This window comes from Serratia proteamaculans (genome assembly GCF_004684015.1).
GTDB classification, from domain to species: domain Bacteria; phylum Pseudomonadota; class Gammaproteobacteria; order Enterobacterales; family Enterobacteriaceae; genus Serratia; species Serratia proteamaculans_F.
On record NZ_SRIA01000021.1, the window covers coordinates 269,272 to 295,465 of the forward strand.

The window sequence follows — 26,194 nt, forward strand, 5'->3', positions numbered from 1 at the left end:
GATGGCACATTCAGCCACCTGAGGCGTACAACAGACTCTGTTAGAATCGGCAACTATTTCGTCTATCGTCAGCGCTAACAACATAGCAATATTGCTGCACAACAAGGAATGCAAATGAAGAAACTGCTCCCCCTTCTTATCGGACTGAGCCTGGGCGGCTTCAGTGCAATGAGCCAGGCAGAGAACCTGCTGCAGGTCTACAAACAGGCCAGGGAAAGTAACCCGGATCTGCGCAAAACCGCCGCTGACCGTGACGCCGCATTCGAAAAAATCAACGAAGCACGCAGTCCGCTGCTGCCGCAGTTGGGTTTGAGCGCCGGCTATACTTACACCAATGGCTACCGTGACAGCAAAGATGCCAACAGCGATGCCACCAGTGGCTCACTGGCGTTGACGCAGACTATCTTCGACATGTCCAAATGGCGTGCGCTGACGCTGCAGGAAAAAACCGCCGGTATTTCCGACGTGACGTTCCAGACCTCATCGCAGCAGTTGATCCTCGACACCGCTACCGCCTATTTTAACGTGCTGAGCGCCATCGATACGCTGTCTTATACCCAGGCGAACAAGCAAGCGGTTTACCGCACCCTGGACCAGACCACCCAACGCTTTAACGTGGGCCTGGTAGCGATCACCGACGTGCAGAACGCCCGTTCGTCCTACGATACCGTGCTGGCGGCCGAAGTCACCGCCCGTAACAACCTGGATAACGCGCTGGAAAAACTGCGCCAGGTGACCGGTACCTTCTATCCGGAACTGGCCTCGTTGAATACCGACCGTTTCAACACCAAACGCCCGGATGCGGTCAATAACCTGCTGAAAGAAGCCGAGAGCCGTAACCTCAGCCTGTTGTCCGCTCGTCTGAGCCAGGATCTGGCCCGTGAGCAGATCCGTTCCGCACAGACCGGTTATATGCCTACCGTTGATTTCAGCGCTTCCACCGCGGTGAGCAATACCAACTACAGCGGCTCTCGCAACGTTAACAACGACGCTGATATTGGCCAGAACAAAGTGGGCCTGAGCTTCAATATGCCACTGTACAGCGGCGGCCAGACCAACTCGCAGGTGCAGCAGGCGCAGTACAACTTCGTCGGCGCCAGTGAGCAACTGGAAAGCGCCCACCGCAGCGTAGTGCAGACCGTGCGTTCTTCGTTCAATAACGTGAACGCCTCGATCAGCAGCATCAACGCTTACCAACAAGCGGTAGTGTCTGCTCAGAGCTCATTGGATGCGACCGAGGCCGGTTACCAGGTTGGTACCCGTACCATCGTCGACGTGCTGGATGCCACCAGTACGCTGTATAACGCCAAGCAACAGCTTTCCAGCGCGCGTTATACCTACCTGATCAACCAACTGAACATCAAGTCGGCGCTCGGTACCCTGAACGAGAACGACCTGATGACGTTGAACGGCGCATTGGGTAAACCGATTTCCACTTCGCAAGACGTGGTAGCACCGCAGACCACCGCACAGGACGCTTACGCCGAAGGTTATAACGGTAACGCACCTGCGCCGCAAACTGCAGCACCGGTTGCCACCCGCGCCTCGGCGCCAGCGACCACCACCAAACCTGTACGCAACAGCGGTAACCCATTCCGTAATTGATTGCCGTACTGCGCTGAATACGGGGTCCGGCTTCTGCCGCACCCCGTTTTTTTTGCCTGCTCATCGGTTCTGCCCACCGCCTCACAGCCGTTTCCCCACCCTGCGGTGGTATCATCAGGGTTATCGTTTATCTCGTCTGGACGGGATCCAATGGAAAACACCTCAAGCTGGCAACGTTTGATCGAAGGCGACCTGCCGCCCGCACAGCGCCCCGCACCGGCAATCTATGCTTCCTGGCTACGCTGCCGCAGTCTGATGCAGCCCGCGGTGTGGAAAAAGCCCCACTGCGCACTCGGTGCGACCTTTAACTCCATCTGCCAGCGTAAGAACGATCTGTTGACGCTCGGCCAGGCGGCGCTGGAAGACGCTTGTGAATATATGGAACAGCGGCGCTGCCTGCTGATGATCCTCGATGAAAGTGGCTGCATGCTGTGGCTATGTGGCGACACCTCAACGCGCGAAGAACTGCAACAACTGGGGTTTATGCCCGGCGCTTATTGGGCCGAGGGGGACATCGGCACCAATGCACCGTCGCTGGCGGTGGCGGAGGGCCACCCAATGCAGGTCCGCGGCAGCGAACATGTGCGCGAGGCACTGCACGACTGGTCATTCTGCGCCACGCCGGTCTATGACAACAGTGGCCGTCAACGCGGCTCGATTGCATTGGGCTGCCTGCTTGCCGACTGTGCCGCCGGCGATCTGTCACTGACGCTGGCACTGGCACGCGAGATCGGCAATTCACTCAACGCCGACAGCCTGCTGGCAGAATCCAACCGCCATCTGAATCAGCTTTACGGCCTGCTCGACGGGGTGGATGACGGCGTCATGGCCTGGGACCATCGCGGCTATCTGCAGTACATCAATCAGCGCGCCGCCGCCTTGCTCAAGCTCGATGAACAACAAAGTCAGGGCAAGCCCCTGAGCCAGTTGCTGACGCTGCCCGCCCTGCTCAACCGAGCCATCACCCAGCGGCAGCCGTTGCAACACGTTGAAGTGACCTTCGAAAGCCAGCGGCAGTTTATTGCGACACTGTTAACCCTCAAGCCGATCCTCGACGGTGAGCGCTGCAGCTTTATCGCCCTGCTGCATCCGCTCGAACGACTACATCAGTATGTCAGCAGCCAACTGGGACGCGTCAGCCACAGTTTTGAACAGATGCCTTCCGCCTCGCTGGAGATGCGGCGGTTGATTCGCTATGGCCAACAAGCGGCGAAAGGCCAGCACCCGATCCTGCTGTGCGGCGAAGAAGGCGTCGGCAAGGAACTCCTCAGCCAGGCGATCCACAACGCCAGTGAGCGCGCCACCGGGCCTTACATCGCCCTCAACTGCCAGTTATTACCGGAAGCCCAGGGGCTGCGGGAACTGCTGGGCAGCGATGCCAACGAGGAAGAAGCAGGCCAGCTCAGCAAGTTTGAACTGGCCAATGGCGGCACGCTGTACCTGGAACAAATCGAGTATTTACCGGCGGAGATGCAGTCTGCGCTGCTGCAGGTGCTGAAAACCGGCGTAGTGATGCGGCTCAATTCCAATCGGGTGATCCCGGTCGATGTGCGGGTGATCGCCAGCAGCGCCGCCGATCTGCCGCTGCTGGTGCAGCAGAATCGCTTTCGCCGCCAGCTGTTCTACAGTCTGCAGGCATTCGAGATCCAAATCCCGGCTCTGCGCCAACGGCTGAGTGATATTCCGCTGCTGGTGAAGCACCACTTGCGCACGCTGGAGCAGCATTTCCAGTGCCGTTTTCGGGTGGATGACGAGGTGATGGTCCAGCTCGGACTTTACCTGTGGCCCGGCAACGATCTGGAACTGAAAGGGGTGGTGGAGCGTACCGCGATGATGTGCCACGGCCACCATCTGCAGTTGGCGGATTTGCCCGAGCACCTGCTCAGCCACCAGCCACTGCTGGAGAGTGAACCGCAACCGGGCATGCCGCTATTAACACTCGCGGAGATGGAACGTCAGGCAATCATTCACGCGGCCAAGGTCAGCCGCGGACAATTGAACGAAATGGCGCAGCTGCTGGACATTGGTCGCACCACGCTGTGGCGAAAGATCAAACAGTATCAGATAGATATCCGCCAGTTTAAGCTGCGCGCCTGAGGCCACGCCGTCAGTGGCTGAGTTGCAACACACCGCGTGCCGCATCCAGCATCGCTTTCTGGCCGTTGCGGGTTTTGCTCATGCAATCGTTCATGCCCACGACCATCGGCATACCCATCGCCTTGGCCAAAATCGCGCTGTGCGACAGCGCGTTGCCACCGCTTAAGCAGATGCCGAGCACCAGACGACGATCGAGCATCACCACGTCAGACGGCATCAGTTCATCCATCACCAGAATGGATGGCGCGGTTAGCGTAATCACCGGTAACGGCTGCTGTTGCAGATGACTCAGGGTGCGCCGCAGCATGTCGCGCACGTCCAACTCCCGCGCCCGCATATACTCGTCGTCCAGTTCACGATATTCCCCGGCAATCGCTTCCATCTCCTGCCGCCAGGCCTGCTCGGCACTACATAGTTGGCGGGCGATACGGGTATAGGCCGCCTGCTGCAAATCCGGGTCGTCCAGCAACATGCTGTGCGCGCCGAAAATCGCCGCCTGGGGTTTGCCGATCAATGAACCGGTGCGTTCGGCCAACCGGTTAAGATCGCTCAACGTGTGCTGCAACGCCTGCCGTAGCCGCTGTTGTTCATTCAGTACGTCATCGGCAGTAATCGGGTGTTCAACCACTGTCGGCCAGAAGCTGAGCGCCTGCCACACCGGGCCACTGGTCACGCTTTCGGCCACCGGAATACCGTGCAGCGAGGGCAGGCTTTGCTCAGACACCGTTTCGCCAAAGTGCTGCTCTGCCAGCGCGCTAAACGCCGCCAGTGCCTGTTCGGCCTGCGGCCCGCTGGCAATCAGCAGAATGGTGTCGCCGTGGCGCACCTGCAAAAGCGCCAGCTGATTAAGACTACGCGGATTGGCGCACTGGCCCTGCTTTTCCAGCACCAGTTCGGCATCAAAGGGGGCCAGCGCTTCCGCCAGCCGCGCCGCCGGGCGGGCGTGCAGCCCATGCGGGTTCTGTACCGTCCAACTGACGCTTTTCCCCTGAGCCAGCGGTAATTCAACGCGTTGAGCAACCGGCGCGGCGGCTTCCCCCAACTGCGCCTGTTTGGCCTGCAACGCACCCTGCGCCTCGGCCAGTACCTGTTCCAGCCCGGCTCCGGCATTGGCAGCCACCACCGCAGCCAGCGTCCCTTCGACCAGTGGCGCCGAACACAGCCGAACTTTGGCGGCCACCGACGGATCCAGCAGGTCGATCGCGGTTTCGGCACTCAGCAGCGCACTGCCCAAATCCATCAGCACCACAACGCCCGCCCCGTCAGCCACTGACTCAATCGCGTCCATCACTTTGACCGCATCGGTGCCTATCGGGTGCTCCGCATCATCGACCCCCGCCGCCAGCACCAGTTTGCAGCCATCACCACGCATCATCTGCAACGCCAGCTCTTCAACCCCGCGCGCCAACAGCGCGCTGTGTGAAACTACAACGATATTGATCATCTCGCCTCCTGCTATTGGCCGGCGACCGCTGCCAGCGTTTTCATCATCAGCATCACCGAGGTGGCACCCGGATCCTGATGACCAATGCTACGTTCACCCAGGTAACTGGCTCGCCCTTTGCGTGCCTGCATGGTGATGGTGCTTTCAACCGCCTGCTCCGCCCGTTCACTGGCGCGCTGCAAGGCCTCCGCCACGCTTAGCTGTTGTTGAGCCGATTGGCCCAGGCTTTCCACCACCGGCCACCAGACGTCACACATGGTTTTATCACCCGGCTCCGCCTTGCCACGCATCACCACCCCTTCGACGCCTTCCTGCATCATTTGATGCAGCTCCGCCAGATCCAGGCTCTGCTTGGCATTGGTCGACTGCGCCGCGCGGATGAAGAAGGTGCCAAACAGCGGACCACTGGCTCCTCCCACGCTGGACAGCAACGTCATGCCGGTGTTCTTGAGGATAAAGCCGATGTCTTTGTCCGCCACCGAAGGCAGCTTTTCCACCACTTTGTTGAAGCCGCGGTTCATGTTCAGCCCGTGGTCGGAATCACCGATCTCGGTATCCAACTGGGTTAGAAAATCACGCTGCTGGGCAAACACCTCGCCGCAACTCATCAGCCAGTCGACCACTTGTTGTTTGGTTAACGCCATGACTCCTCCTCAGCAACCCCAACGTAGCGCAGGCGTTTTCACCGGCGCATCCCACAAGGACAACAGTTCGTCATCCACCTTCAGCAGCGTGATTGAGACCCCTTGCATATCCAGCGATGTGCAATAGGACCCCACCAGGCTGCGCTCAACAATCATGCCCGCTTCGGCACAACGCTCCGCCAACCGGTGATAAACGCCATACAGTTCGGACAGCGGTGTCGCGCCCAGGTTATTGACCAGAGCGATCACCCGATCACCGCGTGTCAGCGGTTGCTTGGTCTGTACTTCATCGCGCCATTCGCCCTGTTGACGATCCCAGACGCGGATGGTGCGCTGGTAATGACCGTGATCGATCAGGGTATGGAACATGTCGTCCACCGCCGCATTCAGGGTGGTGAATGGGCGACGCGCAATGCCCGGTTCGCCGTGAATACCGACGCCGAATTCCATCTCGTTTTCCGCCAGCACGAATGACGGTTTACCGGCAGCCGGTACGGTACAGGCCCCCAGCGCGATGCCGATCGAATGCCCGTGGTTATTGATGCTGTGGCCCAGCGTCACAATGCTATCGAGGCTGTCGCCGCGCGCCGCGGCCGCGCCGAGCAGTTTTTCCATCAGCACGGTATTGGCCACCCCGCGTCGCCCGGCAGTGAACAGGCTGTCTTTAACCGCCACGTCATCATCCACCAGCACCGTCGCCACCTGGATACCGCTGTCGTGCAGCAGTTCAGTGGCAGTTTCAAAGTTCAGTACGTCGCCGGTGTAGTTTTTAATTAGTAACAACACCCCGGCACCGCCGTCGATCGCCTGGCCGCACTCGTACATTTTATCCGGCGTTGGCGAGGTAAAAATTTCCCCCGGGCAGGCACCGTCGAGCATGCCTTCGCCGACAAAACCGCAGTGCATCGGCTCGTGGCCGCTGCCGCCGCCGGACAGGATCGCCACCTTGCCCGCCACCGGCGCGTCAGCGCGGGTGACGAACACCGGCTCCTGATGCACCAACAGCTCAGGATGTGCCTCTGCCAACCCCAGCAGTTGCTCTTCCAGTACCGACTCAACTTTATTGATCAGTTTTTTCACGGTTATTTCCTCGATTGGCCAACGGGGCGCAGCCTGTAAACTGCGCCCCTGCGGTATCAGCTTGCGTGTTGTTGCAGCCAGGCGCTGCCCAGCCGGTCTGCCGTCAGAATGGCCGCCTGTACGCTGGCAGGCGTGACTTCAAACGGCATATTGTGGATGGTTTCGCCTGCTGCGCAGCTGGCTTCGGCCACCGCCATGATTTTCTCTGCCGGGTCGCCGCTAACGCCCATTTGCGCCAGCGTGATCGGCAGGCCGAGACGCTGGCAGAACTCCAGCACCGTTTCGATCTGCGCCATGCTGCTGTTTTGCAGCACCAACTGTGACAGCGTGCCAAACGCCACTTTTTCGCCGTGGTACAGGTGATGGCACTCTTCCAGCACGGTAAAGCCGTTGTGGATAGCGTGCGCGGCCGCCAGGCCACTGCTTTCGAAACCGATGCCGCTCAAATAGGTATTGGCTTCGATAATGCGCTCGACCGCTTCCGTCACCACACCGGCCTCAACCGCCAGCTTGGCCTTAACGCCCTCCGCCAGCAGCGTCTCATAGCACAACCGCGCCAGGCTCAATGCCGCCAGCGTGGATTTGCCGCCCGCCATGCTGGTCGCCTGGGCATCGAAACAGGCCTGCGCTTCAAAATAGGTTGAAAGCGCGTCGCCCATGCCTGCCACCAGCAACCGCACCGGTGCCTTGGCGATAATCGCGCTATCCATTATCACCATGTCCGGATTACTGGTATGGATCAGATATTCGTCAAATTCGCCCTGTTCGGTGTAGATCACCGACAGCGCACTGGTGGGCGCATCGGTGGAAGCAATGGTCGGGATCAGCACCACCGGCAGATGCTGGTAATGGGCGATTGCCTTGGCGGTGTCCAGCGTTTTACCGCCACCGACACCAATCACGCCGCGACAGCCATGGGCTTTCAGTTCCTGGCCCAGTCGGTCGATTTCCTTATGGCAGCATTCGCCGTTGAACACACAGGCGTGATGCTTCACCCCATGCTGGTGCAGGCTGCCCATCAGGGTATCGCCCGTCAGCTTCATCACGAAGTCGTCGGCGATCACGAAATAATGGTCGGCAAGGGCTTTCGCGTATTCGCCCACGGCGGCCAATGCGTTGGCGCCCTGGATGTACTTGCCTGGAGACTGGATGATTCTCAACATAACCGGATCCTTGTAGGGAAATTGGCGATGGTAACGTTCAGATATCAGGTGATAGTGCGTCGGTCTTGTGCCGTCGCGTTGTTATGGACTGACTATAGGGCTTGCCGAAGGCTTTGCGACCTCCGGTATTTTCGTTTCATTATGGAACATTACTTTACCCATGATGTTCCATAATGAAACTCTGCCGAGGTTTTTTTAGCCGGTAAAGCGAGCTGGCGCACAGCCCAACGTATAACTGCGTAAAGAGTGGATTCCGTAGGCATTTCAGCTTTAATTTTAACCATCTTTCCCCTATCCTTACCGCCATTACTGGGAATGGGCGAATACAGCCCGACTGATGGGATGAATAACGATGAAACGGACAAAAAACATCAACCGAGAGACGTTCCGCAAATCCTGGCGCGACTACCGCGTTGCGCCCGTAGCCTTGGCGATCAGCGCAGTCTTTATGCTGGCCGGCTGCGAGAAGAGCGATGAAACGGTCTCTATGTATCAAAATGCCGACGACTGTTCGCGCACTAACCCTTCGATGAGCGAGCAGTGCACCACCGCCTATAACAACGCCCTGAAAGAAGCCGCAAAAACCGCGCCGAAATACGCCACTCGCGAAGACTGTGTCGCCGAGTTCGGTGAAGCGCAGTGTACTCAGGCACCCGCCCCGGCACAGGCCGGCATGGCAGCCGAGTCACAGAGCAGTGGCAGCATGTGGATGCCGTTGATGGCAGGCTACATGATGGGCCGTATGATGGGCGGTTCCGGCTTTGCTCAGCAGCCGCTGTTCACCTCTAAAAACGCCGCCAGCCCGGCCAACGGCAAATTCGTTGATGCCTCCGGCAAGAGCTACGGCCCGGCCACCGCCGGCGGCCGTACCATGACGGTGCCAAAAACCGCCATGGCACCGAAACCGGCAGTGACCAATACCGTCACCCGTGGTGGCTTTGGCGAATCCGTCGCCAAGCAGACCAGCATGCAGCGCAGCAGCGCGACCTCCAGCTCACGCAGCATGGGCGGTTAATGCATGAAACGCGTTGCGATCACCGAGCGCCCGGACTGGCGCGAAAAGGCCACCGAATTCGGCTTCCGCTTCCACACCATGTATGGCGAACCCTACTGGTGTGAGGACGCCTTTTACCAATTCACGCTGGCGCAGATTGAAGAAATTGAAAACGCCACCGCCGAATTGCACCAGATGTGCCTGCAGGTGGTGGAGAAAGTGGTCGCCAGCGATGCGCTGATGACCAAGTTCCGCATCCCGAAACACACCTGGGAGTTCGTTCGCAGCTCATGGCGTACCAACCAGCCGTCGCTGTATTCACGTCTTGATCTGGCCTACGACGGTATCAATCCGCCCAAGCTGCTGGAGAACAACGCCGATACCCCGACCTCGCTGTACGAAGCGGCCTTTTTCCAATGGTTGTGGCTGGAAGACCAGATCAACGCCGGCAAGCTCAGCCCGGAGTCCGATCAGTACAACAGTCTGCAGGAAAAACTGATCGAGCGTTTCGCTGCCCTGAAAGCACACCACGGTTTCGGTCTGCTGCACCTGGCCTGTTGCCAGGACAGCGAGGAAGATCGCGGTACCGTGCAATATCTGCAGGACTGCGCGCTGGAAGCCGGAGTCCCGACCGAATTCCTGTTTATGGAAGAGATTGGTCTGGGTGAGAAAGGCCAGTTTACCGACCTGCAAAATCAGGTCATCGGTAACCTGTTCAAGCTTTACCCGTGGGAATTCATGCTGCGCGAGATGTTTTCCACCAAGCTGGAAGATGCCGGCGTGCGCTGGCTGGAGCCGGCGTGGAAAAGCATTATCTCCAACAAGGCCCTGCTGCCGATGCTGTGGGAAATGTTCCCGGATCACCCTAATCTGCTGGCATCGTACTTTGCAGAAGACGATCATCCACAGCTCGATCACTACGTCACCAAGCCGCTGTTCTCACGCGAAGGTGCCAATATCCAGATCGTGCAGAATGGTCAGGAAGTTGCCAGCGTCGACGGCCCTTACGGCGAAGAAGGCATGATCGTGCAACAGTTCCACCCGCTGCCACAGTTCGAAGGCAGCTATACGCTGATCGGCAGTTGGCTGGTTGACGATCAACCCTGCGGCATCGGTCTGCGTGAAGATCGTGAGCTGATCACCCAGGATCTGTCGCGTTTCTACCCGCACATCATCCTTGGCTAACAAGCAAATTGGTTGATATCAAGCGCGATAATATCGCGCTTTTTTTATGCTTTCCTGCTGGTGATTAATCGATTAACCTTTTATACTCGAAGCGTCTGTTCTCCTCGGGCGGAGCAACCAGATATGAAACTGACTTCCCTTATTCCACCGCAGGTCAACCTGGCCGACGGATGCTTTACCGCAGCTGATATTCAACGAAAATCTACCCCCCTGGGCAGTCTGGCGGGGATCTTTGCCGATCCTGCCGCATGGCGGGCGATGCCGGCAGAACTTGCCGTGTATCAGGTAGAAATGCTGCCTTCCGAACAACAGGAAGGTGAGCTGTTTGTGGGCACCACTCACCTGCTGCCTGGCCGGGTAGGCAACGAGTTCTTTATGACCCGTGGGCATTTTCATCAGCGCCCCGAACAGGCGGAATTCTATTTTGGCTTACGTGGCCAGGGTTTACTGCTGCTGCAACACCGGGACGGGGCTTGCAGGCTGGAACAGGTCTCCCCCGGCAGCGTTCACCATATCCCTTCCTTTACCGCTCATCGCCTGATCAACACCGGTACTGAAGTGCTGTCCGCATTGGCGGTCTGGCCAACCGTGGCGGGACACAACTACGACGCACTCCAGCCACAGGGTTTCAAACTGCGGGTGTTTGCCGATGGCAACGGTTGGAAAGCGGAGGCGCAATATGAGTGATTCAATGCTTAAATTTGGCCTGGATGTTTCCATTAGCGACCATCCGATGGGGTTTGCCTATGGCGAAGAAGTGATTGGCCCCTTGCCGGAGATTCGGACGTTGGAACAGATCCGCCGCTCCCTGCGCGATCCCGACTGCAACGGGCCAGAACAGGTCTATGCCATCGTCATGGACGTCGCCAAACAGCGGCATTTGGCTGAATTGAAAAAGCGCATGTTGCTGTTCGGCATTGTCACCTATGCCAAAGGCCAGTTGGGTCAGGAGCCAGTACGCAGCCAGGGTCATGTGCACCGCATCAGCGTACACAGCGGCTGGTCACCGCCAGAGCTGTACGAGATCTGGCAAGGCAAGGCCATTATTTACATGCAAGAACGGGTGGAACGTGAGCCGGGGCGCTGCTTTGCCGTGCATGCAGGCCCAGGTGAAAAGGTATTGGTACCACCAGGATGGGCGCACGCCACAATTTCCGCCGATCCCAACCAGCCGCTGACCTTCGCCGCCTGGTGCGATCGTGAATATGGCTTCGAATATGATGCCGTCCGTGAGTACAAAGGGCTGGCCTGGTACCCGCTATTACAGGGCAACAATATTATCTGGCAGCAAAATCCATGCTACCAGTCCAGCAGACTGCACGCCATCGGGCCACGCCAATACCACGAATTCGGTTTGAGCGACGCTCCCTTATATTCGCAGTTTGAAGACTGTCCGGCGCGTTTCCAGTTCATTTCCAAACCAGGCAGCGTAGCGGACAAATGGCAACGATTTGAGCCGTAAAAAAGAATGGGGCGAATATATTCGCCCCCTACATGTAACTCATTGATAGCTTAAGAAAACAAACCGCAGGCTACCCCTGCCGCTGCCAACACCAGCAGCCCCAGCATCGCTTTCACCGGTGAAAGCCCGCGCTTGGCCATCAGGTACCAGGTCGCCAGCACCACAATCAACGGCATCAGGTTAGGGAAAATACCGTCCAGCATTTGCTGCAGGTGAATATTCACCCCGTCTTTGGTAACAAACTCCAGGCCGGTCCCCAGTTTGACGTAACTTGCGGCGACGCCGCCCATGACGAACACCCCCAGCAGGGAAAGTGCCTCCCGCAGTCGTGAGGACTTGCTGCTGACCAGCATCTCCACCGAGCCGGAGCCCATATGGTAGCCTTTCATAAACAGCCAGTAAGACCCCGGAATGACGATCAGGCTAAACGCGATGATATAAAACAGCGGGCCAATCACACTGCCACCGGCTGCCAGCGCCATGCCGATACTCAACAAAATCGGGATCAGCATGCCCGGCACCATCGAGTCACCAATGCCGGCCACCGGCCCCATCAACCCCACCTTGAGCGTGTTGATGGTTTCCCCGTCGATCGGCTCGCCGTTGGCGCGTTTTTCTTCCAGCCCAATCACCATGCCGTTAACAATCGCGCCCAACTGCGGCTCGGTGTTATAGAACGAGGTGTGGCGGCGAATGGCTTCAATACGCTGCTGTTTGTCCTGATACAGTTTTTTCAGCGCCGGCATCATGCTCAGGCAAAAACCGTACGACTCCAGGCGCTCAAAGCTCATCGATGACAGGTTGTACATCATCCAGCTGCGCCAGCAACGACGCAGGTCTTGCTTATTCAATTTAGGTGTTGGCGTATCCATCAGAATTCATCCTCATCATCAGCCTGAGGCGCGGCCTGTGCGGCGGCCACCTGCGGCTCTGGCTTATAGTTGTAGTGAATCAGTGCCAGCAGCGCGCCGACAATCACCAGCGCCACCATATTCAGCTTGAGGAAAACAATGCAGATGAACCCCACCAGGAAGTAAATCAGCATGCTGTAGCTTTTAATAATCTGTTTAAGAAGAATGGCGATGCCGACCGCGGGCAGAATGCCGCCCACCACGTTCATGGTGGTCAATACCAGTGCCGGCAGGCTGTCCATAAAGGCGTTGATATAGCGCGCCCCGAAAAAGACCGCGATGAACGTCGGTATAAAACGCAGCAGGAAGTTGGTGACCTGCGGCCAGATGGCGCTATTGAGGTAAATCCCTCGCTCATCACCGCGCTCTACCGCCAGATCCGCACGGTGATTCCAGTAAGAATTGAGCACCATCATGGCGTTGAACAGCACGGTGCCCATGATGCCGATAGTCGCCGCCAGCGCCACCGCCACCTCGGTTCCTTTACCGGAAAGAATGCCCAGCGCAATCGCCGGGAACGCCACAAAATTGAGATCGGCCGGCATCGATCCGCCCGGTGTGACCATGGCGATATACACCGCCTGAACCGCAACACCGATGATAATGCCGGTCTGTACATCACCGAGAATAGCCCCCACCAGCATGCCGGAGACCAACGGGCGGCTGAGAATATACCAGCCTCCGGTCAGCCCCAGCAGCCAGGGGCTGCTCAGCGCACCGAGATAGCAAAGTATCCCGATAAGCGTCGCTTCAAACCACATAGTTCACTCCTGCCGTTCAGGCTTATTTGAGTTTCTTTTTGGCATCCAGCCAACTGAAATGGCTGGCATCCGGGACTAAACGGAATTCGATGGCATGCCCATGTTCGGTCAGAAAGTCGAAAGCCTCTGCCTCTAATGTGTTTACCGATTGATTAGGCCCAATGGTCACCGTGTCCCTGCGGGCCGACATCGGCCCGACGTTAATTTTCTTGTTACGATTACTCAGATCGATCCCTGCCTCTATCAACCTGCGCAACGTGACCGGCGACTTGCCAATCACAAAGTACTGTTTGTCGCTGGCGATCACCTTCGGCAGCTTTTCTATCGCCTGCTGCACGGTAAACAGCCACACTTTCGTGTCCTGTACCGCCCCTTTCATCACCGATGACAGTAACGGGTCTGCCGCCACCTCATCATCGATCGCCACAATACCGTCGCAGGGCAATTCCTTCGCCCAGCGGGTCACCAGTTGACCGTGAATAACCCGGTCGTCGATACGTACAAATGAAATGGCCATCTTCTCTCCTCAGAAATCGTCCAATTGCGCCGTTACCGCCGGACGGGCAACAGCAATCGCCTCACCCGCCAGCGCTACCAGCTCTTGTGCCGCCTGGTGAACGTCCTTTTCTTCCAGCAATTCGGCACTCATCAACAGCATCGGGAAATTCACGCCGGTCACCACGGCCATCGGCACCGGCGTTTGGGGATCAAAAGCGTGGCGACAGGCCACGTTGTAAGGCGTGCCGCACAGCATGTCGCACAGCACCAGCACCCCGTCGGCCTCGGCGCTCACCCGCTGCAATTCGTCGGCAAAATCCTGTTTGAAGGCTTCGATACCGGTACCTTCACTCAGGCCCACATGGCTGGTCCCCGGCAATTCACCGTAAACCATACGCGCGCTGCTCATCAGCGCCTCAGCCAGCGGGCCATGGGAAGTCACTATCACTTTCAACATACGGCTTATCCCCTTACCCAGGCTTTGATGGTGCCCAGGGTTTTGCCCAGGCTGCGACCATGGGGGCTGATGCGATACGGCCCCACTGCGGCCGGTACGATGAAGGTTTCAGCGTAATGCACCACGAAGGGCGCAAAATGTCCTTCAGGGCTTTCCACCACCGCCTCTTCCCCTTCGACCAGATTCAACACGTTCACCCGGCCTTCGGTATGGTGCAGCACCGGTTCACTAAACCAGTGGCGACGGGTTTCGATAAATTCACGCTCGTGCAAACCGGTTCGTTCTTCCTGCCAGCCCGCCCCTTCGGCAACCGGTTCAATGCGGTTGACCAGGTGCTCCTTCGCCCAGGTGGTGTCGCACTGCCAGTTGATTACCTGTTCGCCATGCTGCAGATGCACCGGGCGTGGCTGGCCATCTAATCCCAGGCGGCCCCAGTCCCACAGTTTGAAGGTGAAAATATAGGGCGTAGCGCTGATTTCCAGCACCATGGCACCCGCACCAGAGCAATGCACCGTCCCTGCGGGGATCAGGAAATGGTCGTGTTTACGCGCTGGAAAACGATTCACGAAACGTTGATCATCGAAGGCTTTTTCGCCCCTTTGGGCCGCGGCCAGGTCAGCCATCATCGCTTTCGGTTCCGTACCGTTCTTCACCCCCAGATACACTTCTGAGCCTGGCTTCGCCGCCAGGATGTAATAGCTTTCGTCCTGGGTGTAATGCATACCGAAATGCTGTTGGATGTATTCCGTCAGCGGATGCACCTGGAAGCTGAGATTTTGCCCGCCGACGGTATCGAGCAGGTCAAAACGGATGGGGAATTCCGCCCCGAAGCGAGCATGCACCTGCTCACCCAGCAAGGGGCGAGGATATAACAGCACCAAATCCTGTGAGGGGATCTCGACCCGGACGTCACCAAAACGCATTAGCAGGCTGTTTTCCTCGGGCACGCAGTCAAAACACCATGCATAGTTGGCTGCCGTCGGGTCGAGATCGAACTGTTGTTTCATCCACTGGCCCCCCCAAACGCCGGGGTCGAAAAACGGCACCACGCGGAATGGGCGTTGGGTCGCCTGCTGCAACCCGGCATGGAAAGCCGCACCGGTCACAAGCTTGGGTTGGCCGGCCTGATTGGTGTCCAACACAAAATCGGCACGCTGTAGCAACGGGGTTTTATGACGGTCGAAGACTCGCCATTCCACGAAGAAGGCTCGCTTGTAGCGACGCAGCACATCTTCATCCACATTATTCGCCCCCCAGTTACCCAGTTCACCGCGGCGGAAACGCTGCTGAATTTCCCAGCGGGCCATGTCGGCATACACCAATACATCGGCTTCGGCGATCAGCGCCGCACCCGGCCCATAAACCACCACCAGCCCACTGTCGACGCGCGCAATTTGATCGCGCAACTGCTGGACGCGCGCAGCATCAAAAAACTCGGGCATTTCATGGCACGACAGCACGCCAAACACACGGTCATCCGTTAAATTGCGCTCAATCATCGCGCGAATGTGTGGCTCATCGTATTTGGCCGATTCGGCATTGACGCTACTGACCGGCTGCAGAGGATGAATAAAATTCTCGATTAGCTCTGCCAGATTCACCCCATGGTAGCAATCCACGACCAACAGGGTTTTGCGCAACCCGAGGGCGGTAATCTGATGGCTGACCGCCTCGGTCACGGCCTTCCACCCTTGCCAGGCGGCGTGGTCAAACCCCTGCACCGCTACTTCGGGAGACTTGTCATAGCTGGTTGATTTATGCTGTTGGTCTGTCATATTCTTCTGCCTATGAGCTGGATACATAGAAAAAGATTAATCGATTAACCTTGTGTTAAACAGGCTGATTAACGAGATTAACCTCATACAATCGATAATAACCCCATAAAAAGCCGAACTTTCGTGACGCGAATCACGATTTATTGGCGGGATTTTACGGAATAAGGTTAATCGTTATACCTTGATGTGACAGTGGGTACCGACAGGAGATGAAATGAGCACAATAACCTTGGCGGACGTCGCCGCGCACGCAAAAGTCTCCACCGCAACCGTATCGATGGTATTGCGCAATCGTGGCCGCATATCGGACGCCACCCGCAAGCGGGTGCTGAGCGCCATTGATCAGCTGGGCTATGTCTACAATCAGACTGCTGCCAACCTGCGCAATCGCAGCAGCAATCAGGTCGGCCTGCTGCTGCACGACATCACCAACCCGTTTTATGCGGAGATGACCGCCGGGCTGAGCCAGGAAATGGAGCGCCACCAGTTGATGCTGTTTCTGGCCAACAGCGAAGAGTCCGCCGACAGGCAGCAAAAATTTGTCGACTCCCTGCTGCAAAACAATACCAGCGGTATGGTGCTGTGCGCCGCCCGGCAAACGCCCCCGCTGTTTTTTGAAACGCTCAAGCGCCGCAAGATCCCGGCCATTATGGTGGTCAGGCCGGTGACCGATGCGCACTTTGACTTTGTCGGCACTGACAACTTCCTGGGTACCCAGTTAGCGACCCAGCATCTGCTGGATTTGGGGCATCGCCATATCGCCTTTATCGGAGGATCCATCAGTTCGGCTACCCGCGCACAACGGCTGGGCGGCTACACCAGCAAGCTGCTGGAACACGGGATTATGGTCAACGGGGAATGGATTGTGGACAGTGAAGCCAGCCAGAGCTCCGGTGCCAAGGCAGCGGAACAACTGCTAAAAGCCCATCCGGAAATCACTGCGGCCTTATGCTATCAGGACATTGTCGCGCTGGGGGTGATGCAGACATTACGCAAACTCGACCGCCAGATTGGCCGTGATTTTGCGCTAATTGGTTTTGATGATATTACCGAAGCCTCGCTGGTGCAGCCAGGTTTGACCACCGTGTCGGTGGCCTCGCGCGAGATTGGCCGTAAAGCCGGGGAACTGTTGTACAGCCGTATTCAGGGCAATGATGAACCACCCAAACGCATCATCCTGCCGCCTTCTTTGGTGATCCGCGAGTCCTGCGGTTTTGCCAATAAATCCGCGCCGGCCTGAACCGGCGCGAAGGACTTAACCGACTTGTACCGACAACATGCTCAATGAGCTCATCTCAATGCCATCTACCGGCACGGTTATCGCTTCCTTACCGTCCCAACCGCCGAGTACGTACAGCAGCGGCAGGTAGTGCTCCGCCGTCGGGTTCGACAGCGCCGCGCCTTCATGCTGCATAAAGTTCACCAAAGGATGGTTATCACCCTGATAATTCAGGTTATCCCGCACGAACTTATCAAACGCCGTGGCCCATGGATAAGGCGTGGCGTCCCCCTGCCATTTCACCATCCGCAGGTTATGCACCACGTTACCGCTGGCTACGATCATAATTCCCTGCTCGCGTAGCTCCGCCAGCTTGCGGCCCAGTTCATAATGGTATTCCGCAGGCTGAGTACCGTCGATGCTGAGCTGCACGACCGGAATGTCCGCCTCAGGATACATCTTGATCAACACGCCCCAGGTGCCGTGATCCAAACCCCATTCGCTGACGTCGGCCTTGACGCGAACTGGCTCCAACACCTGCTGGACCTGCGCAGCCAATTCAGGAGAGCCGGGAGCCGGATACTGGGTATCAAACAGCGCCTGTGGAAAACCACCAAAGTCATGGATGGTTTTCGGATTTTCCATCGCAGTAACGGCGGTGCCACGGGTATACCAGTGAGCGGATACGGCAACGATGCCCTTTGGACGTGGCAAGGTTTCGCCCAACGTACGCCATGCACGGGTGTAGCGGTTTTCTTCCAGCGCGTTCATCGGGCTACCGTGACCGAGGAAAAGTGCTGGCATACGAGAGGTGTTCATACAGGTTCCTTGGGTTGGTCGCAATACATTCTGTGGACCAGACTACGCCGTTTACCGGGGTAAAACAGCCGGATAACCATGATGATGATCTTCAATAAATTTGAATGGTTAAAACAATGGAAGCAATCAGCCAAATCCACTCGATTTATGCCTTTACTCTGTTAGTATCAGAAAATAAACAATAATTTCAGCCTACAGGAGATAACCATGTCCGTACCGCTACTCCTGACCCTGCTGGCCGGTGGCGCTACCTTTGTCGGTGCCCTGTTCGGCATTATCGGCCAGAAGCCCTCCAACCGAATGCTGGCGTTTGCTCTCGGCTTTGCCGCCGGGATTATGCTGTTGATATCGCTGATGGAAATGCTGCCCGCGGCGCTGCACACCGTCGGTATGTCGCCGATGTTGGGCTATGGCATGTTCATGCTCGGCCTGCTGGGTTATTTTGCGCTGGACCGGATGCTGCCACATCAGCATCCACAGGATTTACTGCAAAAACCACTCAAGCCGCACAACCTGAAACGCACTGCCGTGCTGTTGACGCTGGGCATCAGCCTGCACAACTTCCCGGAGGGCATCGCCACCTTCGTGACCGCCAGCGCCGATCTGGAGCTGGGAATGGGTATCGCGCTGGCCGTCGCCATCCACAATATCCCTGAGGGCCTGGCGGTCGCCGGGCCGGTATATGCCGCGACCGGCTCAAAGACCAAGGCGCTGTTGTGGTCGGGTATTTCCGGCATGGCAGAAATTCTCGGCGGCGTGCTGGCATTTCTGCTGCTTGGCCCGATGATATCGCCGGTGGTAATGGCGTCTATTATGGCGGCCGTCGCCGGCATTATGGTGGCGCTGTCAGTCGATGAGCTGATGCCGTTGGCGAAAGAGATTGATCCGAATAATAACCCGAGCTACGGCGTATTATGCGGAATGGCGGTGATGGGATTCAGCCTGACGCTGTTACAGAGCGGCGGCATCGGTTAATCGTTTTTCAGCTACAAAAAAAGCCGCGCATGCGGCTTTTTTCATATTCAGAAAATCAGTGTGATATCAGCTGGCTTTCTGCTCGTGTGACTGGCGGTAGGCCACCAGGTCTTCGATGGTCAGTACGGTCATGTCATGCTGTTTGGCGAAGAGGATAACTTCTGGCGCATGCGCCATGCTGCCATCATCGTTGGTCAGTTCACACAGCACGCCGGCAGGTTTGAAACCGGCCATTGCCACCAGATCGATAGTCGCTTCGGTATGACCACGACGGCTCAGCACGCCACCCGGCTGCGCACGCAGCGGGAACACGTGGCCAGGGCGGTTCAGATCGCTCGGCTTGGCGTTATCGGCAATTGCGGCGCGAATGGTGGTCAGGCGGTCGGACGCGGAAACACCGGTTGTCACACCCTGTGCCGCTTCGATAGTCACGGTGAAGGCAGTCTGGAACTGGCTGGAGTTGTTGGTCACCATCATCGGCAGTTCAAGCTGCTGACGACGTTCTTCGGTAAGACACAGGCACACAATACCGCTACCGTGGCGAATGGTCAGCGCCATCTGCTCAACGGTCATGGTTTCTGCGGCGAAGATCATATCACCTTCGTTTTCACGATTTTCATCATCGAGCACCATCACACCGTGCCCATTGCGCAATGCTTCAAGAGCGCGTTCTACGCGTTCTACCGGCGTGCCGAAATCTGAAAGTAGGGTCTGATTCATGGTAAAAAACCTCATTAGAAAATTATGGATTACCAGAACCAGGGCGATCTTGAGGAGTAGCTAGCAATAGCTAAAAAAATAACGCAAGCGGGCGCAAACCCGGCAGATACCGTTACTCTCTCCCATCCGGACTATAACCGTCGGCCCCGGAATTACACCGGATCTGCTGACCTCTAACCAAACTGCAAAAACTGGCTGAGCGCTCGCGGGCTTTCACCGTAAAAGGTGATTTACCGCCGGTGGGGACTTGCACCCCGCCCTGAGAATAAGCTTCTCGACTATAACGCTAATGATTAATCAGGGCAATTGGCAAAAGCACAATTCGGCCAGCCGCAGGGAAAGCGGTTAAATAGTTTATCCGGCGGGCAACTCGCATTACACTAGGCGACAGCTATTAAACTCTGAAAGGGATACGCCATGATTGACCCGAAAAAAATTGAACAGATCGCACGTCAGGTGCATGAGTCCATGCCTAAAGGCGTGCGCGAATTCGGGGAAGACGTTGAGAAGAAAATCCGTCAGGTGTTGCAGTCACAGCTCACCCGTCTGGATTTGGTCAACCGCGAAGAGTTCGACGTGCAGACCCAGGTACTGCTGCGCACCCGTGAGAAACTGGCGTTGCTGGAACAGCGTATGAGCGAGCTGGAAAGCAAGCTGAACGCCACGCCTGCTGCGCAACAGCCAGACGCCGAATAGTTACCCTTAAGGGCGCGGCAACGCGCCCTTATTGCGCTTTGAGCGCCGTCTGTGCCTTAAACCGCAACACCAGCCAAATCAGCGCAAACATTCCCAGTGCATACAGGCTTTTCCAGCCGATGATCACCATCAACAGCACACACAGCCCTAATCCTGTCGCCGCCATTAGCCGCGAACGCCCGTGCAAAATTCGACAGCCCGCCAGCATACACAGCAGATAAATCAGCACGAAAATGCCATTGGCATACACCAGCAGCGTATCCAGCGGTAGCTTTAGCGTATAAATCAGCAAAGTGAACAGCAAGCAGCTGCCGACCACCGCGCTTAATGCATTGACCGGTGCCTGTCCGGCAGACAGCCTGGCCAGCGCGCTGGACGGACGATCCTGCGCCTGCGACCACACCAGCCGGGCGAAGCTTTGGGTATAGATATTCACGCTGGCAAAACAGGCCAGATAGCCAATGATGCAGGCCACCCACAGCGCATGTTGACCAAACAATTGCACCACGATACCCGGCAACGACGCAGCCGCCGCCTGATGCTCGCCGTAGGCGTGGAAATGCAGCACCGCCACGGTACAGCCCCAGTACACCGCCCCGGCAACCAACATGCCAAACAGCAGCGCACGCGGAAAATCGCGTTCAGGATTACGGAACTCGGTCGCCAGATGGGCAAAGGCCTCCAGGCCGACAAAGCACCAGAACATCACGGCCAGCGCGTGGAACAGATTGGGAGAGGAGATTTCGTTGATTGCCGGCCAGGGAATTTGAGACAGTGAGATGTCGCCACGCCACCAGATAGCGGCCACCAGCGCCACCACCAGAATGGCAATTAACGTTTGAATATTGGCACTGGAACCCGCGCTGCGCGTGCCTAAAAACCAAATCACCACCAGCGTGGCAATTTGTACCAACAGCAGGACATTGGCGCTCCAGCCGAAAGTGGCCTGCCAAAAACCGGCGGCAATCTGCAGCGCAGCGGGTAACCCAACCGGAATAACCGACAAAAACAGCCAGCCGGTGACTTTCGCCATGCGCGGGCCAAAGGCCAGCCCGACAAAATGCGCTGCCCCGGCCGCACTGGGGAAGTGGCGGCCCAAAGCCGCAAAAACAATGGCGATCGGGAACACCAGGATAATCAGCAGCGGCCAGGCCCACAGACTATCGCCCTGCGCCACCTGTGCCGCCAAAGCCGGAACGGCAAACACACCGGTCCCCAGCAGTGAAGTGGACAATAGCCCAACGCCCTGCGCCAAACTCAGCTCTTGCTTCAGTCCACTCACTGCCCACCGCCGTTTTCAGCGAACGTTAGCCACGCCCGTCTTTTATTGCCTTGATGATGTTGGTGGTCGACAGGCCGTCTTCAAAGTTCAGCACTTTGACGTCGCCGCCATTAGCCCATACCTCGGTACTACCGGCGATATCTTCAGGCTTGTAATCGCCGCCTTTCACCAGCAGATCCGGCAGGATATCGGCGATCAGGCGTTGTGGCGTGTCTTCTTCGAACGGCACCACCCAGTCCACCGCTTCCAGCGCACCCAGTACAATCATGCGGTTTTCCAGCGCGTTGACCGGACGGGTTTCGCCTTTCAGACGTTTAGTGGAAGCATCGCTGTTCACTGCCACAATCAGGCGATCGCCCAGCTTGCGGGCATTAGCCAGATAAGAGACGTGACCGGCATGCAGAATGTCGAAGATGCCGTTGGTCATTACCACTTTTTCACCGCGCTGACGGGCTTGCGCCACGGCGGTTTTCAACTGGGCCTCGGTCATCACACCAAAGCCGGTTTCGGCCCGGCCGCGTACCGCGTTTTCCAGTTCAATCGGCGAAACGGTTGAAGTCCCCAATTTGCCCACTACCACGCCGGCAGCGGCATTGGCCAGGAAACAGGACTCTTCCAACGTGTTGCCGGCAGCCAGTGCCGCGGCCAACACGCCGATAACGGTATCGCCGGCACCGGTAACGTCAAACACTTCCTGCGCCAAAGTGGGTAAATGCAGCGGCGCGATGCCCGGCTGCAGCAGCGTCATGCCGTGCTCGGAGCGGGTGACCAGCAGAGCGGAAAGCTCAAAGTCCGCCACCAGCTTCATGCCGCGTTCAACCAGTTCGGCTTCGTCTTTACAGTGACCTACCACCGCTTCGAATTCGGACAGGTTTGGCGTCAGCAGCGTTGCGCCGCGATAACGCTCGAAATCCGATCCTTTAGGATCAATCAACACCGGTACCTTGGCGGCACGCGCCAGTTGGATCATGCTCTGTACCTGACTCAGCGCGCCTTTGGCGTAGTCAGACAGCACCAGTGCGCCAATCTGCGGCAGCGCCTGCTGAATACGTTCCAACAGCGGCTGCGGATCGACGTTAGAGAAACCTTCTTCGAAATCGAGGCGGATCAATTGCTGGTTACGCGACAGCACGCGCAGCTTGGTGATGGTCGGATGCGTCGGCACCGAGACAAAATCACAGCGCACGTTGACTTCATTGAGCTTGGCGCTTAGCGCCCGCGCGGCATCATCAATACCGGTCAGGCCCACCAGGCGTGAATTGGCACCCAGCGAAGCAATGTTCATCGCCACGTTAGCCGCACCGCCGGGACGCTCTTCAATGGTTTCAACCTTGACCACCGGCACCGGCGCTTCCGGTGAGATACGGCTGGTCGGCCCATACCAATAGCGATCCAACATGACGTCACCCACCACCAATACCCCGGCGCGGCGAAAATCAGGCAGTGTAACTTTCATCCGATAACTCCAAAAAAGTACAAAATTTTAGTGGCGCAGATATTACCACAGACGTCTGTAATAGCTGCAAAACGTATTGCGCAACCGGCCTGCTCAGCCCAGCCACTTCGCCCAACTGGCGCGGACTTGTTCACGTTCGGCGGCGAATTGGCCGTTACCGACCTTGCCGGAATGCTCCTGCAACGCCAGATGATGGATCTCGTCGCGCATGGTGACGTAAGCCTGGGTCAGTGCGCGCGCTTCTTCTTCCGGCATGATGTCGTAATTGGCCATCAGCTCGAAAATGCGCACGTTATCAGACCAGCGTGTCAGGCGCGGTTCGGCGGCCGCATAGCCTAAGACCAGATACTGGGCAATAAATTCGATATCGGTGATCCCGCCCTCGTCGGCTTTGATATCAAACAGATCGCGCTGCTTGTTGCCAAGGTGATTGCGCATTTTCTCGCGCATCTCACGTACCTCGCGCTTCAGCGTTTCCAGGTCACGCGGTTTGCACAGGATCTCCCGGCGGATAACGTCAAACTGCTGATGCAACAGCGGATCGCCATGCACGATGCGTGCCCGCACCAGCGCCTGATGTTCCCAGGTCCAGGCTTCGCTCTGCTGGTAATCGGCAAAGGCTTCGACGGTGCTGACCAGCATACCGGCCGCGCCCGACGGCCGCAGGCGGGCATCCACTTCATACAAAATACCGGACGAGGTGCGAGTGCTGAACAGGTGCATGACCCGCTGAGCCAGACGCAGATAAAACTGACGACCGTCGATGCTGCGATCGCCGTCGGTCATCACCTCAGGCGGACAATCGAGGATAAACACCAGGTCAAGATCGGAACTGTAGCCCAGCTCCCAACCGCCCAGCTTGCCGTAGCCAATCACCGCAAAACCTCGTCCTTCACGCTCCTGCAAATGGGTTGGCTGGCCATAGCGTGCGACCATATCGTTCCACGCCTGCTGCACCACAGTGTCGATAATCGCCTCCGCCAGATAGGTGAGGTGATCGCTCACTTTCATCACCGGCAGGGCACCAGAGATATCCCCGGCGGCAATACGCAGCTGCTGCGCCTGTTTGAATTGGCGTAGCGCTTCCAGCCTTTGCTCTTCGTCGTCCTCCGGCACCCGCAACAGGTACTGGCGCAGCTCGCTGCGATAGGCATCCGGGGCCACCGGCTGATACAACGTCGCCGGCTCCAACAGCTCATCGAGCAGCAGCGGATAACGCGACAGCTGGTTGGCCACCATCGGCGAAGCGGCACACAAACGAATCAGATGGCTGAGCGCCGCATGGTATTCCACCAGCAGCTCAAGGTAGGTGGTACGGGTCACGATGCTCAGCAACAGCTGGGTCAGCCTGAGCAGTGCGGTCGGCGCGTCCTGACGCGGACAGACTTCCGCCAGCAGGCGCGGCATCAGTTGGTCGAGCACGTCGCGGCCACGCGGGCCAATGGTCCGTTTGTCGACGTCATGACGAAACTCGGCGATGGTGCGCAGCATCTGTCTGCGCGCCTCTTCGTCCAGGTGCGGCGTCAACGGGGCCAGTTCGTTCTCTTCCAGCGCGTCCTGCCACAAACTGTGATAGTGCTGATAGTCGGGATCTTCTCCGACATCCGGACTATCGTCGCCAATCAGGTCGTTAAATACTGCCCTGACCGCCTGCATATGGTCATCCAGCGCCAGCAACAGGGCCGACCAATCATCGAACCCCATCCCCCAGGCCAGCCGCGCCTGGTCGAGTTCATCTTGCGGCAAGGTTTGCGTTTGTTGATCGGCAATCGCCTGCAGCAGGTTTTCCAGCCGCCGCAGGAACAGGTAACTGGCACTCATCGCCTGTACCTGTTGCGGCTCCAGCAGCCCCAGTTCCCCCACCGCCTGTAGCGTCGGCAACAAGGAGCGCCCCTGCAACGCCGGTTCGCGCCCGCCACGGATCAGTTGGAATACCTGGGTGATAAATTCAATTTCGCGGATGCCACCGGCACCCAGTTTGATATTGTCTTTTAGCCCGCGCCGCCGTACTTCACGGGCGATCATGCCTTTCATATTGCGCAGCGACTGGATCACGCTGAAATCGATATAGCGACGGAAAACAAACGGCCGCAGGGTTTTGCGCAGTTCTTCGCTGTAGACGTCTTCCGAACCGCCCATCAGCCGCGCCTTGACCATCGCATAACGTTCCCAGTCACGGCCCTGCTCCTGATAATAATCCTCCAGCGCGGCGAAGCTCATCACCAGTGGGCCACTGTCGCCGAACGGTCGCAGCCGCATGTCCACGCGATAGACAAAGCCGTCGATAGTTTGTTGATCCAGCGCTTTGATCAGCCGCTGTCCCAGGCGGGTGAAGAACTGGGCGTTATCCAGCTCACGCCGTCCGCCCTGGGTCTGGCCGTTTTCAGGGTAGGCAAAGATCAGATCGATATCGGACGAGAAGTTCAGCTCACCGCCGCCCAATTTCCCCATACCGAGGATCAACAACGGCTGCGGCACGCCCTGAGCATTACATGGGGTGCCCCACTCACGGCAGCAGGTTTGGTACAGCCAGTCGCGGGCGCTGACAATCAGCGTTTCCGCCAACCCACTCAGCTGTAACAGCGTTTCTTGCGTGCTGCATTGGCCCAGCGCCTGCGCCCAGGCGATCCTTACCAGCGTCTCACGGCGAAACAGACGCAGTGCACGCATCAGCTGCGCTTCGTCACGCACCTCTTCCAAATCATCCTGCAGCCAGGCGGCATAATGTTGCCACTCGTCCGCCACCGGCGGTTGCTTGCGCAGCGTCGCCAGCCATTCCGGCTGGTTGAGCAACATGTCGCAGACAAAGTCGCTCGACGCCAAAACCCACTGTTCCTGATCGCTGAGCGCGCAGTCCGCGCCCTGAGTTTCCTGAAAACGCTGCACGATGTTCTGTGCCTGAGTCTGTAACGCTGCTGAAAGTGGCAACATAGTGAATGATCCGTTCTGCG

The 26,194-nt window shown here is 57.7% G+C and carries 23 protein-coding genes and 1 riboswitch; of the genes, 9 read left to right on the forward strand and 14 right to left on the reverse strand.

What is annotated here, in order from left to right:
- Nucleotides 1-114 precede the first annotated feature (114 nt).
- A complete protein-coding gene (gene tolC, locus E5C26_RS21420) occupies nucleotides 115-1,605 on the forward strand; it encodes an outer membrane channel protein TolC (protein ID WP_135318098.1) in 1,491 nt (496 codons plus the stop codon).
- A gap of 150 nt (nucleotides 1,606-1,755) precedes the next feature.
- Nucleotides 1,756-3,702 (forward strand): dihydroxyacetone kinase operon transcriptional regulator DhaR, encoded by a 1,947-nt coding sequence (dhaR, locus tag E5C26_RS21425; RefSeq protein ID WP_135318099.1) that lies wholly within the window; start codon nucleotides 1,756-1,758, stop codon nucleotides 3,700-3,702.
- Between the two features lie 10 nt (nucleotides 3,703-3,712).
- Here the strand turns inward: dhaR and dhaM are convergent, their stop codons facing one another.
- Genes dhaM through E5C26_RS21445 form a run of 4 tightly spaced genes read right to left on the reverse strand, consistent with a single transcriptional unit; the run spans nucleotide 3,713 to nucleotide 8,033 of the window.
- Nucleotides 3,713-5,146, reverse strand: a complete 1,434-nt coding sequence (gene dhaM, locus E5C26_RS21430) for a dihydroxyacetone kinase phosphoryl donor subunit DhaM (RefSeq protein ID WP_135318100.1) — start codon at nucleotides 5,144-5,146, stop codon at nucleotides 3,713-3,715.
- Between the two features lie 11 nt (nucleotides 5,147-5,157).
- Nucleotides 5,158-5,790 (reverse strand): dihydroxyacetone kinase subunit DhaL, encoded by a 633-nt coding sequence (gene dhaL / locus E5C26_RS21435; RefSeq protein ID WP_135318101.1) that lies wholly within the window; start codon nucleotides 5,788-5,790, stop codon nucleotides 5,158-5,160.
- A gap of 9 nt (nucleotides 5,791-5,799) precedes the next feature.
- Nucleotides 5,800-6,870: a dihydroxyacetone kinase subunit DhaK gene (dhaK, locus tag E5C26_RS21440; RefSeq protein WP_135318102.1), complete on the reverse strand. Its 1,071-nt coding sequence runs from the start codon at nucleotides 6,868-6,870 to the stop codon at nucleotides 5,800-5,802.
- Between the two features lie 56 nt (nucleotides 6,871-6,926).
- On the reverse strand, nucleotides 6,927-8,033 hold the full coding sequence (locus tag E5C26_RS21445) for a glycerol dehydrogenase (RefSeq protein ID WP_135318103.1): 1,107 nt from the start codon (nucleotides 8,031-8,033) through the stop codon (nucleotides 6,927-6,929).
- A gap of 352 nt (nucleotides 8,034-8,385) precedes the next feature.
- Here E5C26_RS21445 and E5C26_RS21450 point away from each other — a divergent pair, with 352 nt between their 5' ends.
- The 4 genes from E5C26_RS21450 to E5C26_RS21465 all read left to right on the forward strand — a co-directional run bounded on the left by E5C26_RS21450 (nucleotide 8,386) and on the right by E5C26_RS21465 (nucleotide 11,674).
- The gene (locus E5C26_RS21450) at nucleotides 8,386-9,048 is read left to right on the forward strand and encodes a DUF1190 family protein (RefSeq protein WP_135318104.1); all 663 of its coding nucleotides are present in this window, start codon (nucleotides 8,386-8,388) and stop codon (nucleotides 9,046-9,048) included.
- A gap of 3 nt (nucleotides 9,049-9,051) precedes the next feature.
- Nucleotides 9,052-10,212 (forward strand): glutathionylspermidine synthase family protein, encoded by a 1,161-nt coding sequence (locus E5C26_RS21455; RefSeq protein ID WP_135318105.1) that lies wholly within the window; start codon nucleotides 9,052-9,054, stop codon nucleotides 10,210-10,212.
- Between the two features lie 123 nt (nucleotides 10,213-10,335).
- The gene (locus E5C26_RS21460; RefSeq protein ID WP_135318106.1) at nucleotides 10,336-10,899 is read left to right on the forward strand and encodes a glucose-6-phosphate isomerase; all 564 of its coding nucleotides are present in this window, start codon (nucleotides 10,336-10,338) and stop codon (nucleotides 10,897-10,899) included.
- Complete coding sequence (locus E5C26_RS21465; RefSeq protein ID WP_135318107.1) at nucleotides 10,892-11,674, forward strand: glucose-6-phosphate isomerase family protein; 783 nt, start codon at nucleotides 10,892-10,894, stop codon at nucleotides 11,672-11,674. Before E5C26_RS21460 ends, E5C26_RS21465 begins: the two co-directional genes overlap by 8 nt.
- Nucleotides 11,675-11,724: 50 nt before the next feature.
- On the opposite strand, the gene E5C26_RS21470 is transcribed toward E5C26_RS21465, so the two are convergent.
- The 5 genes from E5C26_RS21470 to E5C26_RS21490 are packed head-to-tail and all read right to left on the reverse strand — an operon-like array spanning nucleotide 11,725 to nucleotide 16,076.
- A complete protein-coding gene (locus E5C26_RS21470) occupies nucleotides 11,725-12,546 on the reverse strand; it encodes a PTS system mannose/fructose/sorbose family transporter subunit IID (protein WP_012146977.1) in 822 nt (273 codons plus the stop codon).
- Nucleotides 12,546-13,346: a PTS mannose/fructose/sorbose/N-acetylgalactosamine transporter subunit IIC gene (locus tag E5C26_RS21475; protein ID WP_085119282.1), complete on the reverse strand. Its 801-nt coding sequence runs from the start codon at nucleotides 13,344-13,346 to the stop codon at nucleotides 12,546-12,548. The genes E5C26_RS21470 and E5C26_RS21475 overlap by 1 nt, the downstream gene beginning before the upstream one ends.
- Nucleotides 13,347-13,368: 22 nt before the next feature.
- The gene (locus E5C26_RS21480) at nucleotides 13,369-13,863 is read right to left on the reverse strand and encodes a PTS system mannose/fructose/N-acetylgalactosamine-transporter subunit IIB (protein ID WP_135318108.1); all 495 of its coding nucleotides are present in this window, start codon (nucleotides 13,861-13,863) and stop codon (nucleotides 13,369-13,371) included.
- A gap of 9 nt (nucleotides 13,864-13,872) precedes the next feature.
- Complete coding sequence (locus E5C26_RS21485; RefSeq protein WP_135318109.1) at nucleotides 13,873-14,301, reverse strand: PTS sugar transporter subunit IIA; 429 nt, start codon at nucleotides 14,299-14,301, stop codon at nucleotides 13,873-13,875.
- A 5-nt stretch (nucleotides 14,302-14,306) separates the two neighbouring features.
- Nucleotides 14,307-16,076, reverse strand: coding sequence for a class I mannose-6-phosphate isomerase (locus E5C26_RS21490; protein ID WP_135318110.1), 1,770 nt, complete (start codon nucleotides 16,074-16,076; stop codon nucleotides 14,307-14,309).
- Between the two features lie 214 nt (nucleotides 16,077-16,290).
- Here E5C26_RS21490 and E5C26_RS21495 point away from each other — a divergent pair, with 214 nt between their 5' ends.
- Nucleotides 16,291-17,316, forward strand: coding sequence for a LacI family DNA-binding transcriptional regulator (locus E5C26_RS21495; RefSeq protein ID WP_135318111.1), 1,026 nt, complete (start codon nucleotides 16,291-16,293; stop codon nucleotides 17,314-17,316).
- 15 nt (nucleotides 17,317-17,331) lie between these two features.
- On the opposite strand, the gene ygiD is transcribed toward E5C26_RS21495, so the two are convergent.
- Nucleotides 17,332-18,114 carry a 4,5-DOPA dioxygenase extradiol gene (gene ygiD, locus E5C26_RS21500; protein WP_135318112.1) on the reverse strand — a complete coding sequence of 261 codons (783 nt, stop codon included), beginning with the start codon at nucleotides 18,112-18,114 and terminating at the stop codon, nucleotides 17,332-17,334.
- A 207-nt stretch (nucleotides 18,115-18,321) separates the two neighbouring features.
- On the opposite strand from ygiD, the gene zupT reads away from it, so the two are divergent.
- Nucleotides 18,322-19,089 carry a zinc transporter ZupT gene (zupT, locus tag E5C26_RS21505; protein ID WP_135318113.1) on the forward strand — a complete coding sequence of 256 codons (768 nt, stop codon included), beginning with the start codon at nucleotides 18,322-18,324 and terminating at the stop codon, nucleotides 19,087-19,089.
- A gap of 66 nt (nucleotides 19,090-19,155) precedes the next feature.
- Here the strand turns inward: zupT and ribB are convergent, their stop codons facing one another.
- Complete coding sequence (gene ribB, locus E5C26_RS21510; protein ID WP_135318114.1) at nucleotides 19,156-19,809, reverse strand: 3,4-dihydroxy-2-butanone-4-phosphate synthase; 654 nt, start codon at nucleotides 19,807-19,809, stop codon at nucleotides 19,156-19,158.
- Between the two features lie 110 nt (nucleotides 19,810-19,919).
- Nucleotides 19,920-20,080: riboswitch (FMN riboswitch) on the reverse strand.
- Nucleotides 20,081-20,226: 146 nt separating this feature from the next.
- Between ribB and ubiK the strand changes: the two genes are divergently transcribed.
- On the forward strand, nucleotides 20,227-20,505 hold the full coding sequence (ubiK, locus tag E5C26_RS21515; protein WP_012146986.1) for a ubiquinone biosynthesis accessory factor UbiK: 279 nt from the start codon (nucleotides 20,227-20,229) through the stop codon (nucleotides 20,503-20,505).
- A gap of 28 nt (nucleotides 20,506-20,533) precedes the next feature.
- Here the strand turns inward: ubiK and yjeH are convergent, their stop codons facing one another.
- The 3 genes from yjeH to glnE all read right to left on the reverse strand — a co-directional run bounded on the left by yjeH (nucleotide 20,534) and on the right by glnE (nucleotide 26,174).
- Nucleotides 20,534-21,787 (reverse strand): L-methionine/branched-chain amino acid transporter, encoded by a 1,254-nt coding sequence (gene yjeH, locus E5C26_RS21520; protein ID WP_135318115.1) that lies wholly within the window; start codon nucleotides 21,785-21,787, stop codon nucleotides 20,534-20,536.
- A gap of 25 nt (nucleotides 21,788-21,812) precedes the next feature.
- Nucleotides 21,813-23,243 carry a bifunctional D-glycero-beta-D-manno-heptose-7-phosphate kinase/D-glycero-beta-D-manno-heptose 1-phosphate adenylyltransferase HldE gene (hldE, locus tag E5C26_RS21525; RefSeq protein ID WP_012146988.1) on the reverse strand — a complete coding sequence of 477 codons (1,431 nt, stop codon included), beginning with the start codon at nucleotides 23,241-23,243 and terminating at the stop codon, nucleotides 21,813-21,815.
- A gap of 93 nt (nucleotides 23,244-23,336) precedes the next feature.
- Nucleotides 23,337-26,174 carry a bifunctional [glutamate--ammonia ligase]-adenylyl-L-tyrosine phosphorylase/[glutamate--ammonia-ligase] adenylyltransferase gene (glnE, locus tag E5C26_RS21530; RefSeq protein WP_135318116.1) on the reverse strand — a complete coding sequence of 946 codons (2,838 nt, stop codon included), beginning with the start codon at nucleotides 26,172-26,174 and terminating at the stop codon, nucleotides 23,337-23,339.
- Nucleotides 26,175-26,194: the final 20 nt, after the last annotated feature.

Coding starts and splice junctions, on each gene's coding strand:
- tolC (WP_135318098.1), top strand. CDS start 115: ATGAAGAAACTGCTCCCCCTTCTTATCGGACTGAGCCTGGGCGGCTTC.
- dhaR (WP_135318099.1), top strand. CDS start 1,756: ATGGAAAACACCTCAAGCTGGCAACGTTTGATCGAAGGCGACCTGCCG.
- dhaM (WP_135318100.1), bottom strand. CDS start 5,146: ATGATCAATATCGTTGTAGTTTCACACAGCGCGCTGTTGGCGCGCGGG.
- dhaL (WP_135318101.1), bottom strand. CDS start 5,790: ATGGCGTTAACCAAACAACAAGTGGTCGACTGGCTGATGAGTTGCGGC.
- E5C26_RS21445 (WP_135318103.1), bottom strand. CDS start 8,033: ATGTTGAGAATCATCCAGTCTCCAGGCAAGTACATCCAGGGCGCCAAC.
- E5C26_RS21450 (WP_135318104.1), top strand. CDS start 8,386: ATGAAACGGACAAAAAACATCAACCGAGAGACGTTCCGCAAATCCTGG.
- E5C26_RS21455 (WP_135318105.1), top strand. CDS start 9,052: ATGAAACGCGTTGCGATCACCGAGCGCCCGGACTGGCGCGAAAAGGCC.
- E5C26_RS21460 (WP_135318106.1), top strand. CDS start 10,336: ATGAAACTGACTTCCCTTATTCCACCGCAGGTCAACCTGGCCGACGGA.
- E5C26_RS21465 (WP_135318107.1), top strand. CDS start 10,892: ATGAGTGATTCAATGCTTAAATTTGGCCTGGATGTTTCCATTAGCGAC.
- E5C26_RS21470 (WP_012146977.1), bottom strand. CDS start 12,546: ATGGATACGCCAACACCTAAATTGAATAAGCAAGACCTGCGTCGTTGC.
- E5C26_RS21475 (WP_085119282.1), bottom strand. CDS start 13,346: ATGTGGTTTGAAGCGACGCTTATCGGGATACTTTGCTATCTCGGTGCG.
- E5C26_RS21480 (WP_135318108.1), bottom strand. CDS start 13,863: ATGGCCATTTCATTTGTACGTATCGACGACCGGGTTATTCACGGTCAA.
- E5C26_RS21485 (WP_135318109.1), bottom strand. CDS start 14,301: ATGTTGAAAGTGATAGTGACTTCCCATGGCCCGCTGGCTGAGGCGCTG.
- E5C26_RS21490 (WP_135318110.1), bottom strand. CDS start 16,076: ATGACAGACCAACAGCATAAATCAACCAGCTATGACAAGTCTCCCGAA.
- E5C26_RS21495 (WP_135318111.1), top strand. CDS start 16,291: ATGAGCACAATAACCTTGGCGGACGTCGCCGCGCACGCAAAAGTCTCC.
- ygiD (WP_135318112.1), bottom strand. CDS start 18,114: ATGAACACCTCTCGTATGCCAGCACTTTTCCTCGGTCACGGTAGCCCG.
- zupT (WP_135318113.1), top strand. CDS start 18,322: ATGTCCGTACCGCTACTCCTGACCCTGCTGGCCGGTGGCGCTACCTTT.
- ribB (WP_135318114.1), bottom strand. CDS start 19,809: ATGAATCAGACCCTACTTTCAGATTTCGGCACGCCGGTAGAACGCGTA.
- ubiK (WP_012146986.1), top strand. CDS start 20,227: ATGATTGACCCGAAAAAAATTGAACAGATCGCACGTCAGGTGCATGAG.
- hldE (WP_012146988.1), bottom strand. CDS start 23,243: ATGAAAGTTACACTGCCTGATTTTCGCCGCGCCGGGGTATTGGTGGTG.
- glnE (WP_135318116.1), bottom strand. CDS start 26,174: ATGTTGCCACTTTCAGCAGCGTTACAGACTCAGGCACAGAACATCGTG.